Source organism: Actinomadura sp. NEAU-AAG7, assembly GCF_018603865.1.
GTDB lineage: Bacteria > Actinomycetota > Actinomycetes > Streptosporangiales > Streptosporangiaceae > Spirillospora > Spirillospora litoris.
On record NZ_JAHFZY010000004.1, the window covers coordinates 207,769 to 228,627 of the forward strand.

Annotated in this window: 32 protein-coding genes; 28 read left to right on the top strand and 4 right to left on the bottom strand. The window is 69.7% G+C overall.

Features of this window, described 5'->3' with window-relative positions; translation table 11 throughout:
• The first annotated feature begins 1 nt into the window (after position 1).
• The 20 genes from rpsS to KLI87_RS20050 all read left to right on the top strand — a co-directional run bounded on the left by rpsS (position 2) and on the right by KLI87_RS20050 (position 10,420).
• Positions 2-283: a 30S ribosomal protein S19 gene (gene rpsS / locus KLI87_RS19955; protein ID WP_067454662.1), complete on the top strand. Its 282-nt coding sequence runs from the start codon at positions 2-4 to the stop codon at positions 281-283.
• 26 nt (positions 284-309) lie between these two features.
• Positions 310-693, top strand: a complete 384-nt coding sequence (gene rplV, locus KLI87_RS19960) for a 50S ribosomal protein L22 (protein WP_156219773.1) — start codon at positions 310-312, stop codon at positions 691-693.
• Positions 693-1,556, top strand: coding sequence for a 30S ribosomal protein S3 (gene rpsC / locus KLI87_RS19965; RefSeq protein WP_214618234.1), 864 nt, complete (start codon positions 693-695; stop codon positions 1,554-1,556). Before rplV ends, rpsC begins: the two co-directional genes overlap by 1 nt.
• 7 nt (positions 1,557-1,563) lie before the next feature.
• A complete protein-coding gene (rplP, locus tag KLI87_RS19970) occupies positions 1,564-1,983 on the top strand; it encodes a 50S ribosomal protein L16 (RefSeq protein WP_156219771.1) in 420 nt (139 codons plus the stop codon).
• Positions 1,983-2,225 carry a 50S ribosomal protein L29 gene (gene rpmC, locus KLI87_RS19975; protein WP_156219769.1) on the top strand — a complete coding sequence of 81 codons (243 nt, stop codon included), beginning with the start codon at positions 1,983-1,985 and terminating at the stop codon, positions 2,223-2,225. The genes rplP and rpmC overlap by 1 nt, the downstream gene beginning before the upstream one ends.
• Positions 2,222-2,494: a 30S ribosomal protein S17 gene (gene rpsQ / locus KLI87_RS19980; RefSeq protein WP_156219767.1), complete on the top strand. Its 273-nt coding sequence runs from the start codon at positions 2,222-2,224 to the stop codon at positions 2,492-2,494. The genes rpmC and rpsQ overlap by 4 nt, the downstream gene beginning before the upstream one ends.
• 70 nt (positions 2,495-2,564) lie before the next feature.
• Positions 2,565-2,933: a 50S ribosomal protein L14 gene (gene rplN / locus KLI87_RS19985; protein ID WP_021596728.1), complete on the top strand. Its 369-nt coding sequence runs from the start codon at positions 2,565-2,567 to the stop codon at positions 2,931-2,933.
• Positions 2,933-3,241 carry a 50S ribosomal protein L24 gene (gene rplX, locus KLI87_RS19990; RefSeq protein ID WP_156219766.1) on the top strand — a complete coding sequence of 103 codons (309 nt, stop codon included), beginning with the start codon at positions 2,933-2,935 and terminating at the stop codon, positions 3,239-3,241. Before rplN ends, rplX begins: the two co-directional genes overlap by 1 nt.
• Positions 3,242-3,246: 5 nt before the next feature.
• The gene (gene rplE / locus KLI87_RS19995) at positions 3,247-3,837 is read left to right on the top strand and encodes a 50S ribosomal protein L5 (RefSeq protein ID WP_156219763.1); all 591 of its coding nucleotides are present in this window, start codon (positions 3,247-3,249) and stop codon (positions 3,835-3,837) included.
• Positions 3,838-3,841: 4 nt separating this feature from the next.
• A complete protein-coding gene (locus KLI87_RS20000; protein ID WP_067454638.1) occupies positions 3,842-4,027 on the top strand; it encodes a type Z 30S ribosomal protein S14 in 186 nt (61 codons plus the stop codon).
• A gap of 136 nt (positions 4,028-4,163) precedes the next feature.
• Positions 4,164-4,562, top strand: a complete 399-nt coding sequence (gene rpsH, locus KLI87_RS20005; RefSeq protein WP_156219882.1) for a 30S ribosomal protein S8 — start codon at positions 4,164-4,166, stop codon at positions 4,560-4,562.
• A 16-nt stretch (positions 4,563-4,578) separates the two neighbouring features.
• Positions 4,579-5,115, top strand: coding sequence for a 50S ribosomal protein L6 (rplF, locus tag KLI87_RS20010; RefSeq protein ID WP_156219761.1), 537 nt, complete (start codon positions 4,579-4,581; stop codon positions 5,113-5,115).
• A 2-nt stretch (positions 5,116-5,117) separates the two neighbouring features.
• A complete protein-coding gene (gene rplR, locus KLI87_RS20015; RefSeq protein ID WP_156219759.1) occupies positions 5,118-5,504 on the top strand; it encodes a 50S ribosomal protein L18 in 387 nt (128 codons plus the stop codon).
• A 34-nt stretch (positions 5,505-5,538) separates the two neighbouring features.
• Complete coding sequence (rpsE, locus tag KLI87_RS20020; protein ID WP_372492411.1) at positions 5,539-6,162, top strand: 30S ribosomal protein S5; 624 nt, start codon at positions 5,539-5,541, stop codon at positions 6,160-6,162.
• Complete coding sequence (rpmD, locus tag KLI87_RS20025; protein WP_156219757.1) at positions 6,159-6,341, top strand: 50S ribosomal protein L30; 183 nt, start codon at positions 6,159-6,161, stop codon at positions 6,339-6,341. Before rpsE ends, rpmD begins: the two co-directional genes overlap by 4 nt.
• 1 nt (position 6,342) lies before the next feature.
• Positions 6,343-6,831: a 50S ribosomal protein L15 gene (gene rplO / locus KLI87_RS20030; protein WP_156219756.1), complete on the top strand. Its 489-nt coding sequence runs from the start codon at positions 6,343-6,345 to the stop codon at positions 6,829-6,831.
• Between the two features lie 214 nt (positions 6,832-7,045).
• A complete protein-coding gene (gene secY, locus KLI87_RS20035) occupies positions 7,046-8,344 on the top strand; it encodes a preprotein translocase subunit SecY (RefSeq protein ID WP_214618584.1) in 1,299 nt (432 codons plus the stop codon).
• Positions 8,344-8,994, top strand: coding sequence for an adenylate kinase (locus KLI87_RS20040; protein WP_214618235.1), 651 nt, complete (start codon positions 8,344-8,346; stop codon positions 8,992-8,994). Before secY ends, KLI87_RS20040 begins: the two co-directional genes overlap by 1 nt.
• 133 nt (positions 8,995-9,127) lie before the next feature.
• Complete coding sequence (gene map, locus KLI87_RS20045; protein ID WP_214618236.1) at positions 9,128-9,949, top strand: type I methionyl aminopeptidase; 822 nt, start codon at positions 9,128-9,130, stop codon at positions 9,947-9,949.
• A gap of 24 nt (positions 9,950-9,973) precedes the next feature.
• Positions 9,974-10,420 carry a DUF1707 domain-containing protein gene (locus KLI87_RS20050; RefSeq protein WP_156219750.1) on the top strand — a complete coding sequence of 149 codons (447 nt, stop codon included), beginning with the start codon at positions 9,974-9,976 and terminating at the stop codon, positions 10,418-10,420.
• A 6-nt stretch (positions 10,421-10,426) separates the two neighbouring features.
• Here KLI87_RS20050 and KLI87_RS20055 read toward each other — a convergent pair whose 3' ends face one another.
• Both KLI87_RS20055 and KLI87_RS20060 read right to left on the bottom strand, forming a co-directional pair.
• Complete coding sequence (locus KLI87_RS20055; RefSeq protein WP_214618237.1) at positions 10,427-11,239, bottom strand: phosphodiesterase; 813 nt, start codon at positions 11,237-11,239, stop codon at positions 10,427-10,429.
• Between the two features lie 575 nt (positions 11,240-11,814).
• Positions 11,815-12,372 carry a hypothetical protein gene (locus KLI87_RS20060; protein WP_156219749.1) on the bottom strand — a complete coding sequence of 186 codons (558 nt, stop codon included), beginning with the start codon at positions 12,370-12,372 and terminating at the stop codon, positions 11,815-11,817.
• 320 nt (positions 12,373-12,692) lie between these two features.
• Between KLI87_RS20060 and infA the strand changes: the two genes are divergently transcribed.
• From infA to truA, 8 genes are all read left to right on the top strand, one after another.
• Entirely contained in the window at positions 12,693-12,914 is a 222-nt protein-coding gene (gene infA, locus KLI87_RS20065; protein ID WP_018657567.1) for a translation initiation factor IF-1, read from the top strand.
• An 88-nt stretch (positions 12,915-13,002) separates the two neighbouring features.
• Positions 13,003-13,116, top strand: a complete 114-nt coding sequence (gene rpmJ / locus KLI87_RS20070; protein WP_021596712.1) for a 50S ribosomal protein L36 — start codon at positions 13,003-13,005, stop codon at positions 13,114-13,116.
• A 203-nt stretch (positions 13,117-13,319) separates the two neighbouring features.
• Positions 13,320-13,700 carry a 30S ribosomal protein S13 gene (gene rpsM / locus KLI87_RS20075; RefSeq protein ID WP_067454606.1) on the top strand — a complete coding sequence of 127 codons (381 nt, stop codon included), beginning with the start codon at positions 13,320-13,322 and terminating at the stop codon, positions 13,698-13,700.
• Between the two features lie 48 nt (positions 13,701-13,748).
• Positions 13,749-14,150, top strand: a complete 402-nt coding sequence (rpsK, locus tag KLI87_RS20080) for a 30S ribosomal protein S11 (RefSeq protein WP_021596710.1) — start codon at positions 13,749-13,751, stop codon at positions 14,148-14,150.
• An 18-nt stretch (positions 14,151-14,168) separates the two neighbouring features.
• A complete protein-coding gene (gene rpsD / locus KLI87_RS20085) occupies positions 14,169-14,795 on the top strand; it encodes a 30S ribosomal protein S4 (protein ID WP_156219747.1) in 627 nt (208 codons plus the stop codon).
• A 112-nt stretch (positions 14,796-14,907) separates the two neighbouring features.
• On the top strand, positions 14,908-15,921 hold the full coding sequence (locus KLI87_RS20090; RefSeq protein ID WP_131741171.1) for a DNA-directed RNA polymerase subunit alpha: 1,014 nt from the start codon (positions 14,908-14,910) through the stop codon (positions 15,919-15,921).
• Positions 15,922-16,012: 91 nt separating this feature from the next.
• A complete protein-coding gene (gene rplQ / locus KLI87_RS20095) occupies positions 16,013-16,561 on the top strand; it encodes a 50S ribosomal protein L17 (RefSeq protein ID WP_214618238.1) in 549 nt (182 codons plus the stop codon).
• A gap of 268 nt (positions 16,562-16,829) precedes the next feature.
• On the top strand, positions 16,830-17,690 hold the full coding sequence (truA, locus tag KLI87_RS20100; RefSeq protein ID WP_156219743.1) for a tRNA pseudouridine(38-40) synthase TruA: 861 nt from the start codon (positions 16,830-16,832) through the stop codon (positions 17,688-17,690).
• Positions 17,691-17,963: 273 nt separating this feature from the next.
• Here truA and KLI87_RS20105 read toward each other — a convergent pair whose 3' ends face one another.
• Positions 17,964-19,466: a hypothetical protein gene (locus KLI87_RS20105; protein ID WP_214618239.1), complete on the bottom strand. Its 1,503-nt coding sequence runs from the start codon at positions 19,464-19,466 to the stop codon at positions 17,964-17,966.
• A gap of 24 nt (positions 19,467-19,490) precedes the next feature.
• Positions 19,491-20,846: a hypothetical protein gene (locus KLI87_RS20110; RefSeq protein ID WP_214618240.1), complete on the bottom strand. Its 1,356-nt coding sequence runs from the start codon at positions 20,844-20,846 to the stop codon at positions 19,491-19,493.
• Positions 20,847-20,859 lie beyond the last annotated feature (13 nt).

A 20,859-nucleotide genomic window follows, 5' to 3' on the forward strand; every position in this document is an offset into this window, starting at 1 on the left:
CATGCCACGTAGCCTCAAGAAGGGCCCCTTCGTGGACGACCACCTCATCAAGAAGGTGGACGTCCAGAACGAGAAGGGCACCAAGAACGTCATCAAGACGTGGTCGCGGCGCTCCATGATCGTGCCGGACATGATCGGTCACACGATCGCCGTGCACGACGGCCGCAAGCACGTCCCGGTGTTCATCACCGACGCCATGGTGGGGCACAAGCTCGGCGAGTTCGCGCCGACGCGGACGTTCCGCAGCCATGTCAAGGAAGACCGCCGCAGCCGACGCGGCTGAGTCCTAGCAACAGAGAGGGATCAGCGATGGAAGCCAGGGCCCAGGCGCGGTTCATCCGCGTCACGCCCAGGAAGGCCCGCCGCGTGGTGGACCTCATCCGCGGCCTGCCCGCCGCGGAGGCTCAGGCGGTGCTGCGGTTCGCCCCCCAGGCGGCGAGTGAGCCTGTGGGCAAGGTGCTGGCGAGTGCCATCGCCAACGCCGAGCACAATTTCAAGCTCGACTCGGACACGCTCGTCGTGAGCCGTGCGTGGGTGGACGAGGGGCCGACGCTCAAGCGTTTCCGCCCCCGCGCCCAGGGCCGGGCGTACCGCATCAACAAGCGCACGAGCCACATCACCGTGGTCGTGGAGTCGCGCGACGAAGCAGCGTCCGCGTCCGGCGGCGGTAAGAAGACGAGGAGGGCCCGGTAGTGGGTCAGAAGATCAACCCGCACGGGTTCCGGCTCGGGATCACCACCGACCACAAGTCCGTGTGGTTCGCCGACAAGCTCTACAAGGACTACGTCAAGGAAGACGTCCAGATCCGGCGCATGCTGCAGAAGGGCATGGACCGGGCGGGCATCTCCAAGGTCGAGATCGAGCGGACCCGTGACCGCGTCGAGGTCAACATCCACACCGCCCGGCCGGGCATCGTCATCGGCCGCCGCGGCGCGGAGGCCGAGCGGCTGCGCGGCGACCTGGAGAAGCTGACCGGCAAGCAGGTCCGGCTGAACATCCTTGAGGTCAAGAACCCCGAGATCGACGCGCAGCTCGTCGCGCAGGGCGTGGCCGAGCAGCTGTCGAGCCGGGTCGCGTTCCGGCGCGCCATGCGCAAGGCGATCCAGTCCGCGATGAAGTCGGGCGCCAAGGGCATCAAGGTGCAGTGCGGCGGACGGCTGGGCGGCGCCGAGATGTCCCGCTCGGAGTTCTACCGCGAGGGCCAGGTCCCGCTGCACACGCTGCGCGCCGACATCGACTACGGCTTCTACGAGGCCCGGACGACGTTCGGCCGCATCGGCGTCAAGGTGTGGATCTACAAGGGCGAGGCCGCGCAGACGCGCGCCGAGCGCGAGCAGCAGGCCGCGCAGCAGCGCGCCGCCGGTGGCGGCGGCGGCCGTGAGCGCCGCGGCGGCGACCGCCGGGGCGGCGGCCGCGGTGGCCGTGGCGGCCGCGGCGGCGCCGGGGGCGGCGGCGAGCGCGGTGGCGCCCGCGACGGCGCGCCCCGTCAGCAGCAGCAGAGTTCCGAGCAGCCCGCGCAGACGGCCGAGGCTGCTCCGCAGGGTGAGGGGAGCTGAGTAACCCATGCTGATCCCTCGCAAGGTCAAGCACCGCAAGCAGCATCACCCGAGGCGCCGGGGCATGGCCAAGGGCGGCACCAAGGTGACGTTCGGCGAGTACGGCATCCAGGCGGTCGAGCCCGCGTACGTGACCAACCGGCAGATCGAGGCCGCGCGTATCGCGATGACCCGGCACATCAAGCGTGGCGGCAAGGTGTGGATCAACATCTTCCCCGACCGCCCGCTGACCAAGAAGCCCGCCGAGACCCGCATGGGCTCCGGCAAGGGCTCGGTCGAGTGGTGGGTCGCGAACGTCAAGCCGGGCCGTGTGATGTTCGAGATCTCCTACCCGAACGAGCAGGTCGCGCGCGAGGCGCTCACCCGCGCGATCCACAAGCTGCCGATGAAGTGCAAGATCGTTAAGCGAGAGGTGGGTGAGTCCTGATGGCCAAGGGTCTTGCCGCCGACGACCTGCGGACCGAGCCCGACGACGTCCTGGTCACCAAGCTGAAGGAGGCGAAGGAGGAGCTGTTCAACCTCCGCTTCCAGGCCGCGACCGGCCAGCTTGAGAGCCACGGGCGGCTGCGCACGGTGAAGCGCGAGATCGCCCGCATCTACACCGTGATGCAGGAGCGCAAGCTCGGCATCGTCGCGGTCGCCGAGGACGCCGTGGAGGGCGACGAATGACCGAGCAGCAGACCGAGCAGCGGAAGAGCCGGAAGATCCTTGAGGGTCTCGTGGTCAGCGACAAGATGGACAAGACCGTGGTCGTGTCCGTCGAGGACCGCGTGAAGCACGCCAAGTACCACAAGGTGATCCGCCGCACGAAGAACTACAAGGCGCACGACGAGGCCAACGAGTGTGGCGTCGGCGACCGCGTCCGTCTCATGGAGACCCGCCCGCTGTCGGCCACCAAGCGGTGGCGCGTGGTGGAGATCCTTGAGAAGGCCAAGTAATTACTGGTTCCACCAGGCTGCCCACCGGACGAGGTCCGGGGCAGAACCGGTGTGACGAACAGGAGTTGACGTGATCCAGCAGGAGTCGCGACTCAAGGTCGCCGACAACACGGGTGCGAAGGAGATCCTTTGCATCCGGGTTCTCGGCGGCTCGGGTCGGCGCTACGCGGGAGTCGGCGACATCATCGTCGCGACGGTGAAGGACGCCCTTCCCGGCGCCGGCGTGAAGAAGGGTGACGTCGTCAAGGCGGTCGTCGTGCGCACCCGCAAGGAGCGCCGGCGCCCGGACGGCTCCTACATCCGCTTCGACGAGAACGCGGCCGTCCTGATCAAGGACGGCGGGGACCCCCGGGGCACCCGTATCTTCGGCCCGGTGGGCCGTGAACTGCGCGAGAAGAAGTTCATGCGCATCATCTCGCTCGCGCCGGAGGTGCTGTGATGAAGATCCGTAAGGGCGACGAGGTCATCGTCATCGCCGGCAAGGACAAGGGCGCGACGGGCAAGGTCCTGCGCGTCGACCCGCGCGCCGAGCGCGTCGTCGTCGAGGGCGTCAACCTCATCACCAAGAACATCAAGGCCGACCAGCAGCGCGCGGGCAAGGAGAGCGGTCGCGTGACGGTCGAGGCGCCGCTGCACGTCAGCAACGTCGCCCTCGTCGAGGACGGCAAGCCCGTCCGCGCCGGCTACCGCTTCAACGACGACGGGACGAAGGTCCGGATCTCGCGCCGCAGCGGTAAGGAGATCTGAGACCGATGACCGACACCGCCACCGAGACGCAGACGGACTCCCGTCCCGTCCCGCCGCCGAGGCTCAAGCTCCGCTACCGCGCGGAGATCGCGAAGGCGATGCAGGAGCAGTTCGGCTACGCCAACGTCATGCAGATCCCCGGGTTGACCAAGATCGTGGTCAACATGGGGGTCGGCGAGGCCGCCAAGGACGCCAAGGTGATCGAGGGCGCGATCCGCGACCTCTCCGCGATCACCGGCCAGAAGCCGGCCGTGAACCGGGCCCGCAAGTCCATCGCGCAGTTCAAGCTGCGCGAGGGCATGCCGATCGGCGCGCACACCACGCTGCGCGGCGACCGGATGTGGGAGTTCCTGGACCGGCTGCTGTCGACCGCGCTGCCCCGCATCCGCGACTTCCGCGGCCTGTCGCCGCGGCAGTTCGACGGCAACGGCAACTACACCTTCGGGCTGACCGAGCAGGTCATGTTCCACGAGGTCGACCCCGACAAGATCGACCGGCAGCGGGGCATGGACATCACGGTCGTGACGACCGCGAAGACCGACGAGGAGGGCCGGGCGCTGCTCAAGCTTCTGGGCTTCCCCTTCAAGGAGAGCTGAGTAGATGGCGAAGAAGTCGCTGATCGCCAAGGCCGGGCGCAAGCCCAAGTTCGGGGTGCGCGCGTACACTCGGTGCTCGCGCTGCGGACGTCCGCGCTCGGTCTACCGGAAGTTCGGCCTGTGCCGTGTGTGCTTCCGGGAGATGGCCCACCGCGGTGAGCTGCCCGGCATCACGAAGTCGAGCTGGTGACGTCCCGCCCCTGAGGGGGCGGCGCACCGGCATGTAATAACCACCGGGCACCCGTCGAGGGTGTCCACGACCGCGCCAAAGGTCCACGGGACCACATCAGCCCGAGGAAACCGTGGCGAGGGAGGGCCAGCAGGCCATGACGATGACCGACCCGATCGCAGACATGCTGACGCGTCTGCGGAACGCGAATTCGGCGTACCACGACCAGGTGGCGATGCCGTACTCGAAGATCAAGGCGCACATCGCCGAGATCCTCCAGCAGGAGGGGTACATCTCGGGTTGGACCGTGGAGGACGCCGAGGTCGGAAAGAAGCTCAACATCGAGCTGAAGTTCGGCCCGACCCGCGAGCGTTCGATCGCCGGTATCAAGCGCGTCTCGAAGCCGGGTCTGCGCGTGTACGCGAAGAAGGACAACCTGCCCAAGGTCCTCGGCGGACTGGGCGTCGCGATCATCTCGACGTCCTCCGGCCTGATGACCGACCGGCAGGCGGGCAAGCGCGGCGTGGGCGGGGAAGTCCTCGCCTACGTCTGGTGAGGGGAGGGCACTAACTATGTCGCGAATCGGACGTCTCCCCATCGCCGTGCCCGGTGGCGTCGAGGTGAGCCTCGACGGCCAGCAGGTCACCGTCAAGGGGCCGAAGGGCACGCTGTCGCACACGGTCGCCGAGCCGATCGAGGTTCAGCTGGAGGACGGTCAGGTCACCGTCTCCCGGCCGAACGACATCAACACGGTGCGCGCCCTGCACGGGCTCACCCGCTCGTTGATCAACAACATGGTCGTCGGTGTCACCGAGGGCTACAAGAAGACCCTCGTCATCCAGGGCGTCGGCTACCGCGTGGTCGCCAAGGGCAAGAACCTGGAGTTCTCGCTCGGGTACAGCCACCCGATCACGGTCGAGCCCCCCGAGGGCATCACCTTCACGGTCGAGCGGCCGACCCAGCTCGTGGTCGAGGGCATCGACAAGCAGAAGGTCGGCGAGGTCGCCGCTAACATCCGCAAGCTGCGCAAGCCCGACCCCTACAAGGGCAAGGGCGTGCGGTACGAGGGTGAGCAGATCCGCCGCAAGGTTGGAAAGGCTGGTAAGTAGTCATGGCAGGCACCAAGACCCTGGCCGGTAAGGCCACGTCGGCGCGGGCCAAGTCCCGCAGGCGCCGGCACCTGCGGGTCCGGAAGAAGGTCGTCGGCAGCGCCGCGCGTCCTCGCCTGGTCGTGACCCGCTCCACCCGCCACGTGTTCGTCCAGGTCATCGACGACGCCAAGGGCCACACGCTGGCCTACGCCTCGACGATGGAGGCCGACCTGCGCGCCACCGACGGCGACAAGACCGCCAAGTCCCGCAAGGTCGGCGAGCTCGTCGCCCGCCGGGCCAAGGAGGCGGGCGTGTCCGCGGTCGTCTTCGACCGCGGCGGCAACAAGTACCACGGCCGCATCGCCGCTGTCGCGGACGGTGCGCGCGAGGGGGGCCTGGAGCTGTGATGGCCCTTCCCATGGCAAACGAGAGGAACCACTGATGGCAGCGCAGAGGCGTGGTGGCGGTCAGGGTGGCGACCGTCGCGACGGCCGCCGCGACGACCGCCGCGGTGGCGCCGACAAGGGCCAGTCGTACATCGAGAAGGTCGTGGCGATCAACCGTGTCGCCAAGGTCGTCAAGGGCGGTCGTCGCTTCAGCTTCACCGCCCTGGTGATCGTCGGTGACGGCAACGGCACCGTCGGCGTCGGCTACGGCAAGGCCAAGGAGGTGCCCGCGGCGATCGCCAAGGGCGTCGAGGAGGCCAAGAAGCACTTCTTCAAGGTGCCGCGGATCCAGGGCACCATCCCGCACCTGGTGCAGGCGCGGGACGCGGCGGGCGAGGTCCTGCTGCGTCCGGCCAGCCCCGGTACCGGCGTCATCGCCGGCGGCCCGGTGCGCGCGGTGCTGGAGTGCGCGGGCATCCACGACGTGCTCAGCAAGTCGCTCGGCAGCGACAACGCGATCAACATCGTGCACGCGACGATCGCGGGCCTCAAGGCGCTCAAGCGCCCCGAGGAGATCGCGGCCAAGCGCGGCCTGCCGATCGAGGACGTCGCCCCCGCCGCCATGCTGCGGGCCCGCGCCGCGGGCAGCGAGCCGAGGGCGGAGGCCGCGACCTCATGAGCAATCTGAAGATCACGCAGAAGAAGTCCGTGATCAGTGAGAAGCAGAACCAGCGTGACACGCTGCGCACCCTCGGCCTGAAGAAGATCGGGCAGAGCGTGGTCCGCGAGGACCGCCCCGAGGTGCTCGGCATGATCCGGACGGTGGCGCACCTGGTCACCGTCGAGGAGGTCGACTGACATGGCGGCTGATCTCGGTAAGAACGCCACCGAGGACACCACCGAGGGCACCCCGCTGAAGGTCCACGACCTGCGTCCGGCCCCCGGCGCCAACCGCCGCAAGGTCCGCAAGGGCCGCGGCGAGGCGTCCAAGGGCAAGACCGCGGGCCGCGGCACCAAGGGCACCAAGGCGCGCAGCACCGTCCCGGTCGGGTTCGAGGGCGGGCAGATGCCACTGATCCGCCGGCTTCCGAAGCTCAAGGGCTTCAAGAACCCGAACCGGGTCGAGTTCCAGGTCGTGAACCTGGACAAGCTGGCCGCGCTGTACCCCGAGGGCGGCGAGGTGACCGCGGACGACCTGGCGGCCAGGGGAGCGGTTCGCCGCGGCCGTCCGGTCAAGGTGCTCGGCACCGGCGAGATCTCCGTGGCGGTCCAGGTGAAGGTTCACGCCTTCTCCGGAGCCGCCAAGGAGAAGATCGCCGCAGCCGGCGGCACCACCGACGAGCTGTAAGAAGGACACCTGCGATGCCGGGGCCGTCTTCACCAAGCGCCGGGGGCCGGAAGGTCGCCGCGTTCGGCGGGGCGGCCCCGCTTGCATGTGCTGTTAGAGTCACACCGGCAGATGCGACCGAAGTGAGATTTCACACGGTCGTTTCCGCCGAACCTCATGGACCTGTAACCGGCCCCTCGGCGGCCATGAATTCGCCAGTCGCGCAGGAGGAATGGTGCTGACCGCGTTCGCTCGGGCTTTCCGTACGCCTGACCTGCGTAAAAAGCTGTTGTTCACGCTGTTCATGATCTTGGTGTTCCGGATCGGATCGATCCTGCCGACACCGAACGTGAACGTGAAGGTGCTGAAAGAGACGGCGGACCAGGCCAAGGATCAGAACCAGCTCTACGGCCTCGTTGACCTGTTCAGCGGCGGCGCGTTGCTGAAGCTGTCGGTGTTCGCGCTGGGGATCATGCCCTACATCACCGCGAGCATCATCCTCCAGCTGCTGACCGTTGTGATCCCCCGGCTGGAGGCCCTCAAGAAGGAGGGCCAGGCCGGCACCACGAAGATCACCCAGTACACCCGCTACCTGACGGTCGGCCTCGCGATCCTGCAGGCGACCGGCATCGTGGCGATGGCGAGCACCGGGCAGCTCTTCCAGGGTGTGAACACCAGCAACGGCGACATCCTGTACGACACGGGCGTCTTCCCGATCATCACGATGGTGATCTGCATGGTGGCCGGCACCTCGGTGATCATGTGGCTGGGCGAGCTGGTCACCGACCGCGGCGTCGGCAACGGCATGTCGATCCTGATCTTCACCCAGGTCGTCGCGGTCTTCCCCGCGCAGTTCTGGAGCATCTACCAGACCAAGAACGGCTTCGTCTTCGCGGTCGTCGTCTTGGTCGGTCTGGCGATCATGGCCGGTGTCGTGTTCGTCGAGCAGGCGCAGCGCCGCATCCCCGTCCAGTACGCCAAGCGCATGGTCGGGCGCCGCATGTACGGCGGCACCTCCACCTACATCCCGCTGAAGGTCAACCAGGCCGGCATCATCCCGGTGATCTTCGCCTCATCGCTGCTGTACCTCCCGGTGCTGGCGACGCAGCTCTGGCCCGACACCAAGTGGCTCCAGAAGCTCCAGCCCTACCTGCAGCCGAACAACGCCTGGCACATGGCGGTCTTCTTCGTCTTCATCATCTTCTTCACCTACTTCTACGTGGCGATCACGTTCAACCCCACTGAAGTGGCCGACAACATGAAGAAGTATGGTGGGTTCATCCCAGGTATCCGTCCGGGACGGCCGACCGCCGAATACCTCGACTTCGTGCTGACCCGGATCACCACACCCGGTGCGCTGTACCTGGGGCTCGTGGCACTGATTCCCATGGTGGCCTTCGCACTCCTGAAGGCCAGCCAGGACTTCCCCTTCGGCGGCACGAGCATCCTCATCGTCGTCGGCGTCGGACTGGATACCGTGAAGCAGATCGAGAGTCAGCTGCAACAGCGCAACTACGAGGGCTTCCTCCGGTAGTGCGTATCGTGCTGGTGGGCCCCCCGGGAGCGGGCAAGGGGACGCAGGCCCAGTTCATCGCATCTCATCTGTCCATCCCGAAGATCTCGACAGGTGACATCTTCCGCGCCAACGTGAGCGGCGGTACCGAGCTCGGCCGGCAGGCCAGGCAGTACATGGACCGCGGCGACCTCGTCCCCGACGAGGTCACGATCGCGATGGTGCGCGACCGGCTCGGCGAGGACGACGCGCGCGACGGGTTCCTGCTCGACGGGTTCCCGCGCAACGTCCCGCAGGCGGAGACGCTGAAGAAGATCCTCGCCGAGTGGGACACCCGCCTGGACATCGTCCTGGAACTGGTCGTCGACGAGGACGAGGTCGTCCGGCGGCTGTCGGGCCGGCGCACCTGTGACAAGTGCGGGCGCATCTGGCACGTCGACTTCGACGACAAGCAGGACGACATCTGCGACGACTGCGGCGGTCACCTGTTCCAGCGCGACGACGACAAGGAAGAGGTCGTCATGCACCGCCTGGAGGTGTACCGGCACGACACGGCCCCGCTGGTGCAGTTCTACGCCGACGAGGACATCCTCGTCGGCATCGACGCGACCGGCCCGGTCGAGGAGGTCACCAAGCGCGCGCTCACCGCGCTTCGGCCGCTGGAGAAATGACGGCGGGGCCCGTGGCGCACGGTGGGCCCGCCGGAGGACTGACCGAGGACTGACCATGGACGCGGCGCCGCCGCGTCCATGGGCCGGGCCCCGCCCCGACGAGCGGTCCCGGGCGAGGCGTTCAGGGGAAACATTGTTCAAACGGCGTAGGCCCGCGATCCAGGTGAAGACGCCGGAGCAGGTCGAGGCGATGCGCGCGGCCGGGCTGCTGGTCGGCGAGACCCTTGAGGTGCTGCGCGAGGCGGTCAGGCCCGGCATCACCACCATGGAGCTGGACGAGATCGCCGAGCGGCACATCCGCTCCAACGGCGGCGTCCCGTCCTTCAAGGGCTACCACGGCTTCACCGGGACGATCTGCGCGTCCATCAACGAGGAGATCGTGCACGGCATCCCCGCCCGGGAGCGGGCCGTGCAAGAGGGCGACATCATCTCCATCGACTGCGGCGCGATCGTGGAGGGCTGGCACGGCGACGCGGCGGTCACGGTCCCGGTCGGGGAGATCACCGATGAGCTGCGGACGCTCCTGGAGGTCACCGAGACGTCCCTGTGGCGCGGTCTGGCGGCCGGAAAGGCCGGGGCCAGGCTGAGCGACATCTCGCACACGATCGAGGCTCACATCCGCTCTCAGGGCCCCTACGGCATCGTTGAGGGCTACGGCGGGCACGGCATCGGCACCGAGATGCACATGGACCCGCTCGTCCCGAACCACGGGCCCGCCGGGCACGGCCCGGAGCTGGTGCCCGGGATGTGCTTCGCGATCGAGCCGATGGTCAACCTCGGCACCAAGGAGACCATCGAGCTCGACGACGGCTGGACGGTCGTCACCGCCGACGGCCGCCGCTCCGCGCACTTCGAGCACTCCTTCGCGGTCACCCCGGACGGCCCCCGCGTGCTCACCGCACTTGACGAGGGGCGGGAGTGGTTCGCCAAGCTGGAGGCGGACGCTCCGTCCTAGCCGATCGAGACGAGGAGCCTTGCGATGGCGCCGAACCCTGACATCCGGGCGTCGGACGCCGACCGCGACCGGGTCGCCGCGAACCTGCGCGAGCACTGCGCCGTGGGCCGGATCACCGTCGAGGAGATGAACGAGCGCCTCGACCTGGTCTACCAGGCGAAGACCCTCGGCCACCTCCAGGCGGTCACCCACGACCTACCGGAAGAGGACCTGCACCAGCTGCCCGTCCCCGCGGGGCAGGGCAACAGCACCGCGTCGGTGGCGCCGCGCCAGTCCGGCGGCGAGCTGTACCGGCGCGGCGGACGGGCCATGTGGGGCGCCTGGGCCATGGTCAGCGGCATCAACTTCACCATCTGGCTGGTCATCGCCCTGACCGGGAACGTCGTCTACCCCTGGTGGCTGTGGGTCGCGGGCCCATGGGGCGCGCTGATCCTGCTCAGCTCGCTCCTGGGCCCGAAACGCCACGGCTAGGGGGCTCTACTCGACCTCCATGAGCGGCCGGTAGTTCCCCGTGGGGACGAAGTGCGTGGTCGCCATGCCGTCGTCCGCGACCAGGTGCACCGCGAACCCGGCGGGCTCCCCGGTCACCGCCGCCCGTCCCGGCCGGGTCAGGTCGAGGAACAGCTGCCGGTAGGTGCTCGGGCACGTGGTGCTCACCCGCCCGGCGAGCTGCCCGACCGCGCCCCGGTGCACATGCCCGCTGATGATCCGGACGACCTGCCGATGTCGCGCGATCACCGCCTCGAACCCCGCCGGGTCCACGAACCGCATGTCGTCGATGAAGCGGATCCCGATCGGGAACGGCGGATGGTGGGTCGCCACGACCGTGGGGACGTCGGGCGCGGCGCCGAGCGTCGCGTCCAGCCAGGCGAGCCGGTCCTCGCTCATGTGCCCGTGCGGATGCCCGTCCATGGTCGTGTCGCAGCACACGAGCCGCACCCCGCCGACGTTCACCGCGTACTGGACGGGCGCCTGTGGAGCGGTCCCGGTCTCGGCCACCGCCGGATGGTCGTTGAACGCGGCGCGCAGCGCGTCCCGGTCGTCATGGTTGCCGGGCATCGGGAACACGGCCATCGGCAGCGGCGACAGCAGCGCGTGCAGCCGCGCGTACTCCTCGGGACGCCCCCCGTCGGCGAGGTCCCCCGTCAGCACCACCGCGTCCGGCCGCGCCGGCAGCGACAGCAGGCTGGACACCGCCGCCCGCAGGGCCCGCACCGGCCCGGACCCGTCGTCCACCGCGCCGTCCCGCCCCGCGGCGAGATGGATGTCGCTCAGCTGCGCGAGGATCACGGCATCGCCAGTGATCGCTGCGGACCGGCCTGGCGGCTCGCCGTGTGTATCGCAGTGCCCTTGGCGTCGGGCGTTGGACGCCCTCCTTCAACGGCCACCGCAGCGATCGCTGCATCGCTCCGACTCGCCTGGCGGCTCGATCCGCGATCAGGTTCTCGCAGGCTCGAACCTGCCTTCGGACGCGATCGCAACGCTTGGGGCTGAAGCGGGCTCAACTCGACCTCCATGTTCACAGTGTCCGTCGGCCGGCACCTTCGGCTCACCCTGGGACTCGCTGCGTGATCAGTTTCCCGCATGCACGAAACCGCCTTCGCACACGACCACGCCGCCCAGGCCCCGAGCAAGCGTCAGCTTTCCTGTCCTATGCCCTTTGACCTGCGGCGTTGCTGTGAGCGCAGCGTGGTTGCGCCACTCAGATTCGCATTGGCCCAGCTCCGGGCACGCCGGGGAGGAACCGGCGGACGGCCACCGCGCGGCGACCCGCGCGAGCGGTAAGCCCAGCCGCCCGGCAACCGAAACGTCCCGATCGCGTCCGAAGGCGGTGCGGCCCACCCGGAGAGGGGGTGGCTACACGTTCACGCGACGTGGGGGATGACCAGGGAGAGGGCGGAGGTGACGTCCTCGGCCGCCGGGGCCACGTCGGGGACCACGTCGCGGAGGGCCAGCCAGCCGTTGATGGCCTGGACGGTGGGCTTGGCCTCGATGAGCTGGGGGTCGTCCAGGCCGTACCAGGCGGCGACCTTGGACCAGCGCCAGAGGCGGTGGCCGGCGGTCGACATCTCCGAGGCGGGGAAGCCGCCGGGGCCCCGGGCGCCGGTGATCGCCAGGCGGACGGAGTCGAACGAGCGGCCGACGCGTTCGGCGATGTCGCGGATGGTCATCAGGGGGTCGGCCTCGACCTGGAGGACGTGCAGTTCCGGCGCGCTGGCCTCGACGTGCTCGACGACCTCCATGATCGCGGCGGCGAGGGTGGCGCCGGTCCAGGTGCAGGAGGCGTTCCCGGGACGTTCGGCGTGCTGCGGCTCGCTGATGATCGACACGGTGACGGCGCCGTGCGTCCGGTCGAACAGGGGGTCCAGCTCGTCCTCGTAGAGGGGACGGCTGAGGATCAGCGCGAAGTCATAGCTCGGCATGCTGACCCTCCTTCGGACGTCTTGACGCCCTGTCATCGCAGGGGAACCGCCCCGTAGGTTCCCCCGCCCGCTGCGCGGGCTCTCTCTGGAAAGGTACAACGCGGACGCGAGGTATGCTTGGGTCAGGACAGGTCTCCGGAGCCGTATCATGCGACAATTTCGCATTCGACGGCCCGGTGCCGTAGACTCCTATGCCGGTCCGATGTCGGCCGTCTGATTCCCTCTTCCCGGTGCTCTGCACCGTGTGTGTGGGTGTGGCCGCCTCCCCTCACGGGACTCCGGACCGGGTCCAATGAGCCGATCAGCGAAGCGCGGAGGACATGCCCAAGAAAGAAGGGGCCATCGAGATCGAGGGCACCGTCATCGAGTCCCTCCCGAACGCCATGTTCCGGGTGGAGCTCGACAACGGGCACAAGGTGCTCGCCCACATCAGCGGCAAGATGCGGATGCACTACATCCGGATCCTGCCGGACGACCGCGTCGTCGTGGAGCTGAGTCCCTACGACCTCACGCGCGGCCGGATCGTCTACCGGTACAAGTAAGGTCTACCGGTACAAGTAAGAACGTCCACTGGGGTTGCCTTCCCCGCGCGTGGCGGCGCGGGGGTGACCCTGATTCCTAGGAGACCCAGTGAAGGTCAAGCCGAGCGTCAAGAAGATCTGCAACAAGTGCCGCGTCATCCGCCGGCACGGCCGGGTCATGGTGATCTGCTCCGACCCGCGCCACAAGCAGCGCCAGGGCTGACCGGCCGCACGGCCGGCAGCGCCTGACAACTGAAAGCGCATCGCAGCCTTCGCACGGGTAGCCGTACGACCTTGATCGGGTCGTGCGGCACCAGCGTGTGAAGGGGCACCCTCGGACCGCCGGAGGCCGGGGCCGCCACCCGGGCAGGGTGTGTGCGGAGGCGATGCGTCCATACCTCCGCGAAATGAAGGGAACTGCCCACGATGGCACGCCTCCTCGGCGTCGACCTCCCGCGCGAAAAGCGCTTGGAGGTCGCTCTCACCTACATCTTCGGCATCGGCCGGACCCGCGCTCTGGAGACCCTCGCGGGCACCGAGATCAGCGGTGACCTGCGGGTGCACCAGCTCGGCGACGACGAGCTGGTGAAGCTGCGCGACTGGATCGAGGCGAACTACAAGATCGAGGGTGATCTTCGCCGCGAGGTCCAGGCGGACATCCGTCGCAAGATCGAGATCGGGTGCTACCAGGGCATCCGGCACCGTCGCGGCCTTCCGGTCCACGGTCAGCGCACGCAGACCAACGCGCGCACCCGCAAGGGCAAGAAGAAGACCGTGGCCGGCAAGAAGAAGGCCGGCAAGAAGTAGTCCGGAGTCGGTCCTCCGGATCGATGACCTCAAGAGTAGAGAGAGCAGATGCCTCCTAAGAGCCGGGTCGGCGCCAAGAAGGTGCGCCGCAAGGAAAAGAAGAACGTCGCTCACGGGCACGCCCACATCAAGAGCACGTTCAACAACACGATCGTCTCGATCACCGACCCCAACGGCAACGTGATCTCCTGGGCCTCCTCGGGCCACGTGGGCTTCAAGGGCTCGCGCAAGTCGACCCCGTTCGCCGCGCAGCAGGCCGCCGAGGCCGCCGCCCGGCGCGCGATGGAGCACGGCATGCGCAAGGTCGACGTCTTCGTGAAGGGCCCGGGCTCGGGCCGCGAGACCGCCATCCGCTCGCTTCAGGCGACCGGCCTTGAGGTGGGCTCCATCCAGGACGTCACGCCCGTTCCGCACAACGGCTGCCGCCCGCCGAAGCGTCGGCGTGTCTGAGGCAGGGGAGATCTAACAATGGCTCGTTACACCGGTGCGGACTGCAAGCTCTGCCGCCGCGAGAAGATGAAGCTGTTCCTCAAGGGCAGCAAGTGCGAGGGCCCCAAGTGCCCGATCGAGATCCGTCCCTACCCGCCGGGTGAGCACGGACGCGGTCGGCCCAAGGAGACCGAGTACCTGCTCCAGCTCCGCGAGAAGCAGAAGGCGCGCCGTATCTACGGCGTCCTGGAGCGCCAGTTCCACAACTACTACGTCGAGGCCAACCGCCAGGGCGGCAAGACGGGTGAGAACCTGCTCACGCTGCTGGAGCGCCGTCTCGACAACGTGGTCTACCGCGCGGGCTTCGCCAAGTCCCGCGACATGGCCCGCCAGCTCATCCGCCACGGCCACATCAAGGTCAACGGCAGGAAGGTCGACATCCCGTCCTTCCAGGTGGCCGAGGCCGACATCGTCGACGTCAAGGGCAAGTCGCTGGAGATGACGCCCTTCCAGGTCGCCAAGGCCGAGGCGGGCGAGCGCCAGGTTCCGGCGTGGCTCGGGGTGGACGCCGACCGGATGCGGATCCTGGTCCACTCGCTGCCCGTCCGGCAGCAGATCGACGCTCCCGTCCAGGAGCAGCTGATCGTCGAGCTCTACTCCAAGTAGGGCTCGAACTCACCGGGATCCCGCGGGCCCGATCCGTGGGATCCTGGTGAGACTGGGAACAATCCAGAACGCGGTAGTCAAATAGCGGGCACCGCGGGAAGAAGGCACAACCATGCTCATCGCACAGCGTCCCACTCTCACCGAAGAGCAGGTCGACGAGTACCGGTCGCGGTTCACCATCGAGCCGCTGGAGCCGGGCTTCGGCTACACGATCGGCAACTCGCTGCGCCGCACGCTGCTCTCCTCGATCCCCGGCGCCGCCGTCACCAGCATCCGGATCGAGGGCGTCCTCCACGAGTTCTCCACCGTCCCGGGGGTGAAGGAGGACGTCACCGACATCATCCTGAACCTCAAGGAGCTGGTCGTCTCCTCCGAGCACGACGAGCCGGTGGTCATGTACCTGCGCAAGCAGGGTCCGGGCGAGGTGACCGCGGCCGACATCGCGCCGCCGGCGGGCGTCGAGGTCCACAACCCCGACCTGCACATCGCCACGCTGAACAACAAGGCCAAGCTGGAGATGGAGCTGACGGTCGAGCGCGGCCGCGGCTACGTCTCGGCCGCCCAGAACAAGCAGCCGGGCCAGGAGATCGGCCGGATCCCGATCGACTCCATCTACTCGCCCGTGCTCAAGGTCACCTACAAGGTCGAGGCGACCCGCGTCGAGCAGCGCACCGACTTCGACCGCCTGATCCTGGACGTGGAGACCAAGCAGGCGATGCTGCCGCGCGACGCGGTGGCCTCCGCCGGCAAGACCCTCGTCGAGCTGTTCGGGCTGGCCCGGGAGCTCAACGTCGAGGCCGAGGGCATCGACATGGGCCCGTCCCCGACGGACGCCGCGCTCGCCGCGGACCTGGCCCTGCCGATCGAGGAGCTGAACCTCACGGTCCGCTCCTACAACTGCCTCAAGCGCGAGGGCATCCACTCTGTGGGCGAGCTGGTCGCCCGCAGCGAGCAGGACCTTCTCGATATAAGGAATTTCGGCGCCAAGTCGATCGAAGAGGTCAAGCAGAAGCTCAACGACATGGGCCTGTCGCTGAAGGACTCCCCGCCCGGGTTCGACCCGAGCGCGGCGGCCGACAACTACGGCGACGACGACCAGAGCTACGCCGAGACCGAGCAGTACTAGAAGGCACGACCCCACGCGGCCGGGGGGACCTCCCCCGGCCGCGTCCGGCTGACATCGGTACCTGGTACGGCCGATGCAGGAAGGAAGCACCATGCCCAAGCCCACCAAGGGCCCCCGCTTCGGCGGCAGCGCCGCGCACCAGCGCCTGATCCTGGCGAACCTCGCCACCGCGCTGTTCGAGCACGGCCGCATCACCACCACCGAGGCCAAGGCCCGGCGGGTGCGCCCGCTGGCGGAGAAGCTGATCACCAAGGCCAAGAAGGGCGACCTGCACAACCGTCGCCTGGTGGCCCGGACGGTCCGCGACAAGAGCGTCCTGCACGAGCTCTTCACCGAGATCGCGCCGCGCTTCGAGAACCGCCCCGGCGGCTACACCCGGATCACCAAGCTCGGCCCCCGCAAGGGCGACGCCGCGCCGATGGCCGTGATCGAGCTGGTGCAGGAGCAGATGTCGGCGTCCACGGCGACCGCCCCGGCGACCGCCACCGCGACGCAGGCCCCGGCCGAGGACGAGGTCACGCTCACCAAGACCGAGGCGGACGACACCGAGGCGACCGCCAAGGACGAGACCGCCGCCGAGACCGCCGCCGAGGCCGACACCGAGGCCCCGGCCGAGGACAAGGCCGAGGACGACAAGTAGCACGCTCTGCCGGATCGCCGGCATCGCGTCCCGCATGTGCTGGTTTGCTCCCCGGTGAGACCGGGGGGCTTTCCAGTACCGGGGCGACGCGGTGCCAACAGGCCCACCGTCGGTACGGGACGGTGGGCCTGATCTTTGCCAGACTTGATCCCATGGTCACGTCAGGGGGGCGACGGTTCAGCGGGGGGCGTGTTGAGGGAGTGCCCGACGGGCGGAGGTGCCCGTCCGGCGGAACGGACGGACGTTGCAGAAGGACACGTCGGCTGACATGACCGCACTCGTACGGCTCCGGCTCGACATCGGGTACGACGGGTCGGGTTTCGCGGGCTGGGCGCGCCAGCCGAACCAGCGGACCGTCCAGGGCGTGATCGAGGACGCCCTGGCCCGGATACTGCGGCTCGACCCGCCGCCCATGCTCACCGTCGCGGGACGCACCGACGCCGGCGTCCACGCGAACGCGCAGGTCGCGCATCTGGTGGTGCCCGTCGCCGCCTACTCGGCGATCAACGGCACGATGCCGCGCAGGCTGGCCGGGCTGCTGCCCCCCGACGTGCGGGTCTGGCGCGTGTCGATCGCCCCCGAGGGGTTCGACGCGCGGTTCTCCGCGCTGTCGCGCCGCTATGTGTACCGGGTGTGCGACAACCCGGTCGGGGTGGCGCCGCTGCGGCGGCACGACGTCCTGTGGCATCCGCGTCCGCTCAGTTTGGACCGTATGAATGAGGCCGCGCGGCTGCTCGTCGGCGAGAACGACTTCGCCGCGTACTGCCGCAAGCGGGAGGGCGCGACGACGATCCGGGAGCTGCTGCGCTACGAGTGGGCGCGCGACGACCGCGACCCGCACCTCGCGCTCGCCACCGTGGAGGCCGACGCGTTCTGCCACTCCATGGTCCGGGCGCTCGTCGGCGCGCTGCTCATGGTCGGGGACGGGCGGCGCGAGCCGGAGTGGCCCGCGCAGGTGCTGGCGGCCCGCGTCCGCGACTCGGGCGTGAACGTGGCGCCCGCGCACGGGCTGTCGCTGGAGGAGATCCGCTACCCGAGCGACGACAGCCTCGCCCGCCGCGCCCAGGAGACGCGCCGCGTCCGCACCCTCAACGCGACGGCCGCAGCTCCTGTGGACCCCTCGGCCTAGCACAACATGCAGCAGGCGCGACCGCACCGCCTTCCTCAACATCGCGGGACCGGGCCAACCCGGCGCCTCCGCAGCGACCTCAGCCGTCACGCGGGCGCGTAGCTGACCGGTGGGGGCGAAGCCGGAGGCGAGCCCCCACCGGGAAGATCGCGAAGCGATGCCGCGCCCGCCAAGGCGCGGTCAAGGGGGCGAGCCGCCAGGCGAGCCCCCTTGGGCCGGGGCTTCATTAACACAGCCGCCAGGCGAGCCCCCTTGGGCCGGGGCTCGATGAGTTCAGCCGTGGTTGCGGGCCTCAATGGGGCGGACGTCATAGTCCAGGAACTGCTGGGCGATCTGCTTGATCATGGCGTCGCCGGGCTTGGTGGGCTTGCCGTCGGCGTGCTGCACGTAGGCGTAGACGAGGTACCGGCCGCGGACGGTGGACGCCGCGTACCCGCCGGCGCGGTCGATGTCGGGCGCGTGCTTGGCCGACATCCCCCGGAACCACTCGTACTTCCCGGGGTCTCCGGCCCGGCTGACCTTGAGCGCAGCGGCCTTGGTCGGCAGCACCGCGACGCCGGAGGTCACGGCGATGTCGCGGTTCCGGTCGAGGAAGGTGGCGCGGACGACCTTCCGGCAGTTCTCCTTGGTGAGCGCGGACAGCATCGCGCCGTTCGCCGCGTACCGCAGGTCCTTGTTGATCGACCAGCGGTCGCGGACGTAGGGGCGGCCGCCGAGCGTGATCGTGGGAGCCGGGAAGATCTCGGTGAACTCCATCTCCTTGGGGTCGGTCTTCTCGTCGGAGATGTCGACGGGGGGCGGCTTGGGCGCCGGGGTGGCGGCCTGCTGGGTGGGAGGTGCGGCCTTGCCCTTGTCCTTCTCGGAGCCCGACCCCGTCCCGCCGATGGCGAACAGCCCGATCACGGCGGCCAGCACGACCGCCGCGCCCCCGCCGATCAGCAGCGGGCGTCGCATGTTCCCGCCGCCGGGGCGCATGGGCGGTGGCGCGGCGCCGTCGGGACGGGGCGGGGGCGGCTGCTCGGACCCGGTGCTCGGGAACGGCCCGCTGCCGGTGGGCGGCACGACGCCGGGCGGCAGGATCGCGTCCGGCACGAGCACGGGCGCCAGCGGCACCTGCTGCTTCTCGGCCTCCTTGGCCTTCTCGAACGCCGACAGCCGCGCGGCCTCCTTCTCGGCCGCCTCGGGCTCGGGCTCCGGCTCCGGGGCGGCGGGCGGGGCCTCCTCGGGCTGCTTCACGAGGTGCTGCGCGGGCCGGACGGCGGGGATGCCGTCGGGGTCGGTGTCGGTGTCGTCCGGCGGCGGGCCGAGGAGCGGCTCGGCCGGGACGGCGCGGCGCGAGTCGACGCTCGGCACGCCCCGTCCGGCGACGAGCCTGCCGGGCGAATCGCCCGGGGCCTGCACGGCGGCGACGACGGCCCGCACCGGCGGCTGCTCCTCAGCGGCCCCGGGTGGTTCCGGCACGGTGACGGGCGCGGCGGCCGGCACCTCGACCGGTGCCGCCAAGGGCGCCTCGACCGGCGCGGGGGCCTGGTGCGGGACGGCCGGGGCCGCGTCCTGCGTCTCGGCCGCCCACCAGGGAGTTTGCAGGCCGAACGGGGGAAGCGAGCGGGGAGCGGGGGGCGTGGGCTCCGTTCCGGCGGCGGCGCTCGCCGCGTCGCCGGAGGGCGCCTCGTCCGGGGAGGCCGCGCCGCCGAAGCTCGGCGGAGCCGCGGCGGCGGGTACGGCCCGCGCCCCCGCCGTCTCGGCGGGCTCCCGGGTGTCTTCAGGTCCAGACATAAGCAGACAGCGTATTCATAGCGGTCACTTTTGGAGAGGCTTGCCTTCGGTTTCCCTGTAGTGCAGGGCCAGCGAGAGCCCGCTGCCCTTGACGAGCTGCGCGCCGAACGCGCGGACGACCGAGTGGTACTTGGCGTCGATCTTCTTGCCGTCCGGCCGCTGCACCCAGGTCATGATGACGTAGTGGCCGAAGACCTCGGACGTGCCGAGCGCCTCGCCCTTGCCGTTGGTGCTGGAGATGCCCTTGCCGGGGAGCGCCTGGAGGAAGGCGTCCTTGTTGCCCGCAGCCTTCACGGCCTGCTTGGCGGCGGCCTCCGTCCTCAGGTTCAGGACGCCGACGGTGCCGATCAGCTTGCCCGTGCCGAGGGCGTAGGTGGCGCGCAGGGCCTGCGCGCAGCCGCCCCTCTTGAGCGTCTTGGTCAGCGTCGCGCCGCCGACGACGCCGGTGCAGCCCTTCTTGGAGTTCACGGCCGTCCGCAGGTACTTCTGCTTGCCCGCCTTGAAGGACGACTTGCCGAACACCTCGGTGAGCGTCAGCGCCTTCGGGTCGGTCGCGCGGCTCCTGAGCTTCACCGGCTCCAGCGCCGGGACCTCGGGGCTCGGCTGCGCCTGCGGCTTGGACGCGGTGGGGGAGGGCGCCGCGGCCTTCTTCGGCTTCGGGTCGTCCTTCATCATCGACGACACCCCGACGCCGCCGCCGATGAGCACGAGCCCCGCCGCCACCGCGCCGCCGATGATCAGCGGCAGGTTCCGGCGCCGCGCGGGCGCGGTGATCTCCTCGCGCCCGCCGGGCGGCAGTTCGCCCGGCATGCCGAAGGACTGCCCGGCGACGGGCTGGTCCGCGGGCGCGAAGGGGTTCGGGCCGGACGGGTCGTCCGGAGCGCCGAAGGGGTTGGCGCCGGGCGGCGGGTCGGGCGCGCCGAAGGGCGACCCGGCGACGGTCTCGTCCCCCGGGCCGAAGGGCTTCGCGCCGGACGGGGCGGCCGGGGCGCCGAAGGGGTTCGGGCCGGACGGGTCGTCGGGCGGCCCGAAGGACTGGCCCGGCTGGCCCGGCTGTCCCGGCGGCTCGAAGGACTGCCCCGGCGGCCCGAAGGACTGCCCCGGCGGCCCGAAGGACTGCGTGGCGGACGGCTCGCCGAACCCGCCGAACGGCTCAGGCGCGCCGAAGGGGTCGGGCACGCCGAAGGGGTCGGGCACGCCGAAGGGGTCGGTGCCCGAGGGTCCGGGCCCGGCCTCCGCGCGCGGCGCGAAAAGGCTCTCGTCGTGGTCGCTGCCGTACGGGGACGCCTCTGGCCTGTCGCCTCCGGGTCCGTACGGCTCGTGCGGCGGCGGCACGGACGGCCGACCGCCGGGCTTGCCTTGATCGCCCGGATAACCCATGGGTGGGACCTTA

What these genes read in the sequence shown, in the direction of transcription:
- rpsM (WP_067454606.1), top strand. Translation starts at nt 13,320, where the DNA reads ATGGCACGCCTCCTCGGCGTCGACCTCCCGCGCGAAAAGCGCTTGGAG.
- rplQ (WP_214618238.1), top strand. Translation starts at nt 16,013, where the DNA reads ATGCCCAAGCCCACCAAGGGCCCCCGCTTCGGCGGCAGCGCCGCGCAC.
- rplV (WP_156219773.1), top strand. Translation starts at nt 310, where the DNA reads ATGGAAGCCAGGGCCCAGGCGCGGTTCATCCGCGTCACGCCCAGGAAG.
- rpsE (WP_372492411.1), top strand. Translation starts at nt 5,539, where the DNA reads ATGGCAGCGCAGAGGCGTGGTGGCGGTCAGGGTGGCGACCGTCGCGAC.
- rplR (WP_156219759.1), top strand. Translation starts at nt 5,118, where the DNA reads ATGGCAGGCACCAAGACCCTGGCCGGTAAGGCCACGTCGGCGCGGGCC.
- KLI87_RS20110 (WP_214618240.1), bottom strand. Translation starts at nt 20,846, where the DNA reads ATGGGTTATCCGGGCGATCAAGGCAAGCCCGGCGGTCGGCCGTCCGTG.
- rplF (WP_156219761.1), top strand. Translation starts at nt 4,579, where the DNA reads ATGTCGCGAATCGGACGTCTCCCCATCGCCGTGCCCGGTGGCGTCGAG.
- KLI87_RS20060 (WP_156219749.1), bottom strand. Translation starts at nt 12,372, where the DNA reads ATGCCGAGCTATGACTTCGCGCTGATCCTCAGCCGTCCCCTCTACGAG.
- KLI87_RS20105 (WP_214618239.1), bottom strand. Translation starts at nt 19,466, where the DNA reads ATGTCTGGACCTGAAGACACCCGGGAGCCCGCCGAGACGGCGGGGGCG.
- rplP (WP_156219771.1), top strand. Translation starts at nt 1,564, where the DNA reads ATGCTGATCCCTCGCAAGGTCAAGCACCGCAAGCAGCATCACCCGAGG.
- rplX (WP_156219766.1), top strand. Translation starts at nt 2,933, where the DNA reads ATGAAGATCCGTAAGGGCGACGAGGTCATCGTCATCGCCGGCAAGGAC.
- rplO (WP_156219756.1), top strand. Translation starts at nt 6,343, where the DNA reads ATGGCGGCTGATCTCGGTAAGAACGCCACCGAGGACACCACCGAGGGC.
- KLI87_RS20090 (WP_131741171.1), top strand. Translation starts at nt 14,908, where the DNA reads ATGCTCATCGCACAGCGTCCCACTCTCACCGAAGAGCAGGTCGACGAG.
- KLI87_RS20050 (WP_156219750.1), top strand. Translation starts at nt 9,974, where the DNA reads ATGGCGCCGAACCCTGACATCCGGGCGTCGGACGCCGACCGCGACCGG.
- truA (WP_156219743.1), top strand. Translation starts at nt 16,830, where the DNA reads ATGACCGCACTCGTACGGCTCCGGCTCGACATCGGGTACGACGGGTCG.
- rpsQ (WP_156219767.1), top strand. Translation starts at nt 2,222, where the DNA reads ATGACCGAGCAGCAGACCGAGCAGCGGAAGAGCCGGAAGATCCTTGAG.
- infA (WP_018657567.1), top strand. Translation starts at nt 12,693, where the DNA reads ATGCCCAAGAAAGAAGGGGCCATCGAGATCGAGGGCACCGTCATCGAG.
- rpsS (WP_067454662.1), top strand. Translation starts at nt 2, where the DNA reads ATGCCACGTAGCCTCAAGAAGGGCCCCTTCGTGGACGACCACCTCATC.
- rplE (WP_156219763.1), top strand. Translation starts at nt 3,247, where the DNA reads ATGACCGACACCGCCACCGAGACGCAGACGGACTCCCGTCCCGTCCCG.
- rpmC (WP_156219769.1), top strand. Translation starts at nt 1,983, where the DNA reads ATGGCCAAGGGTCTTGCCGCCGACGACCTGCGGACCGAGCCCGACGAC.
- rpsK (WP_021596710.1), top strand. Translation starts at nt 13,749, where the DNA reads ATGCCTCCTAAGAGCCGGGTCGGCGCCAAGAAGGTGCGCCGCAAGGAA.
- KLI87_RS20000 (WP_067454638.1), top strand. Translation starts at nt 3,842, where the DNA reads ATGGCGAAGAAGTCGCTGATCGCCAAGGCCGGGCGCAAGCCCAAGTTC.
- rpsH (WP_156219882.1), top strand. Translation starts at nt 4,164, where the DNA reads ATGACGATGACCGACCCGATCGCAGACATGCTGACGCGTCTGCGGAAC.
- rpsD (WP_156219747.1), top strand. Translation starts at nt 14,169, where the DNA reads ATGGCTCGTTACACCGGTGCGGACTGCAAGCTCTGCCGCCGCGAGAAG.
- rpmD (WP_156219757.1), top strand. Translation starts at nt 6,159, where the DNA reads ATGAGCAATCTGAAGATCACGCAGAAGAAGTCCGTGATCAGTGAGAAG.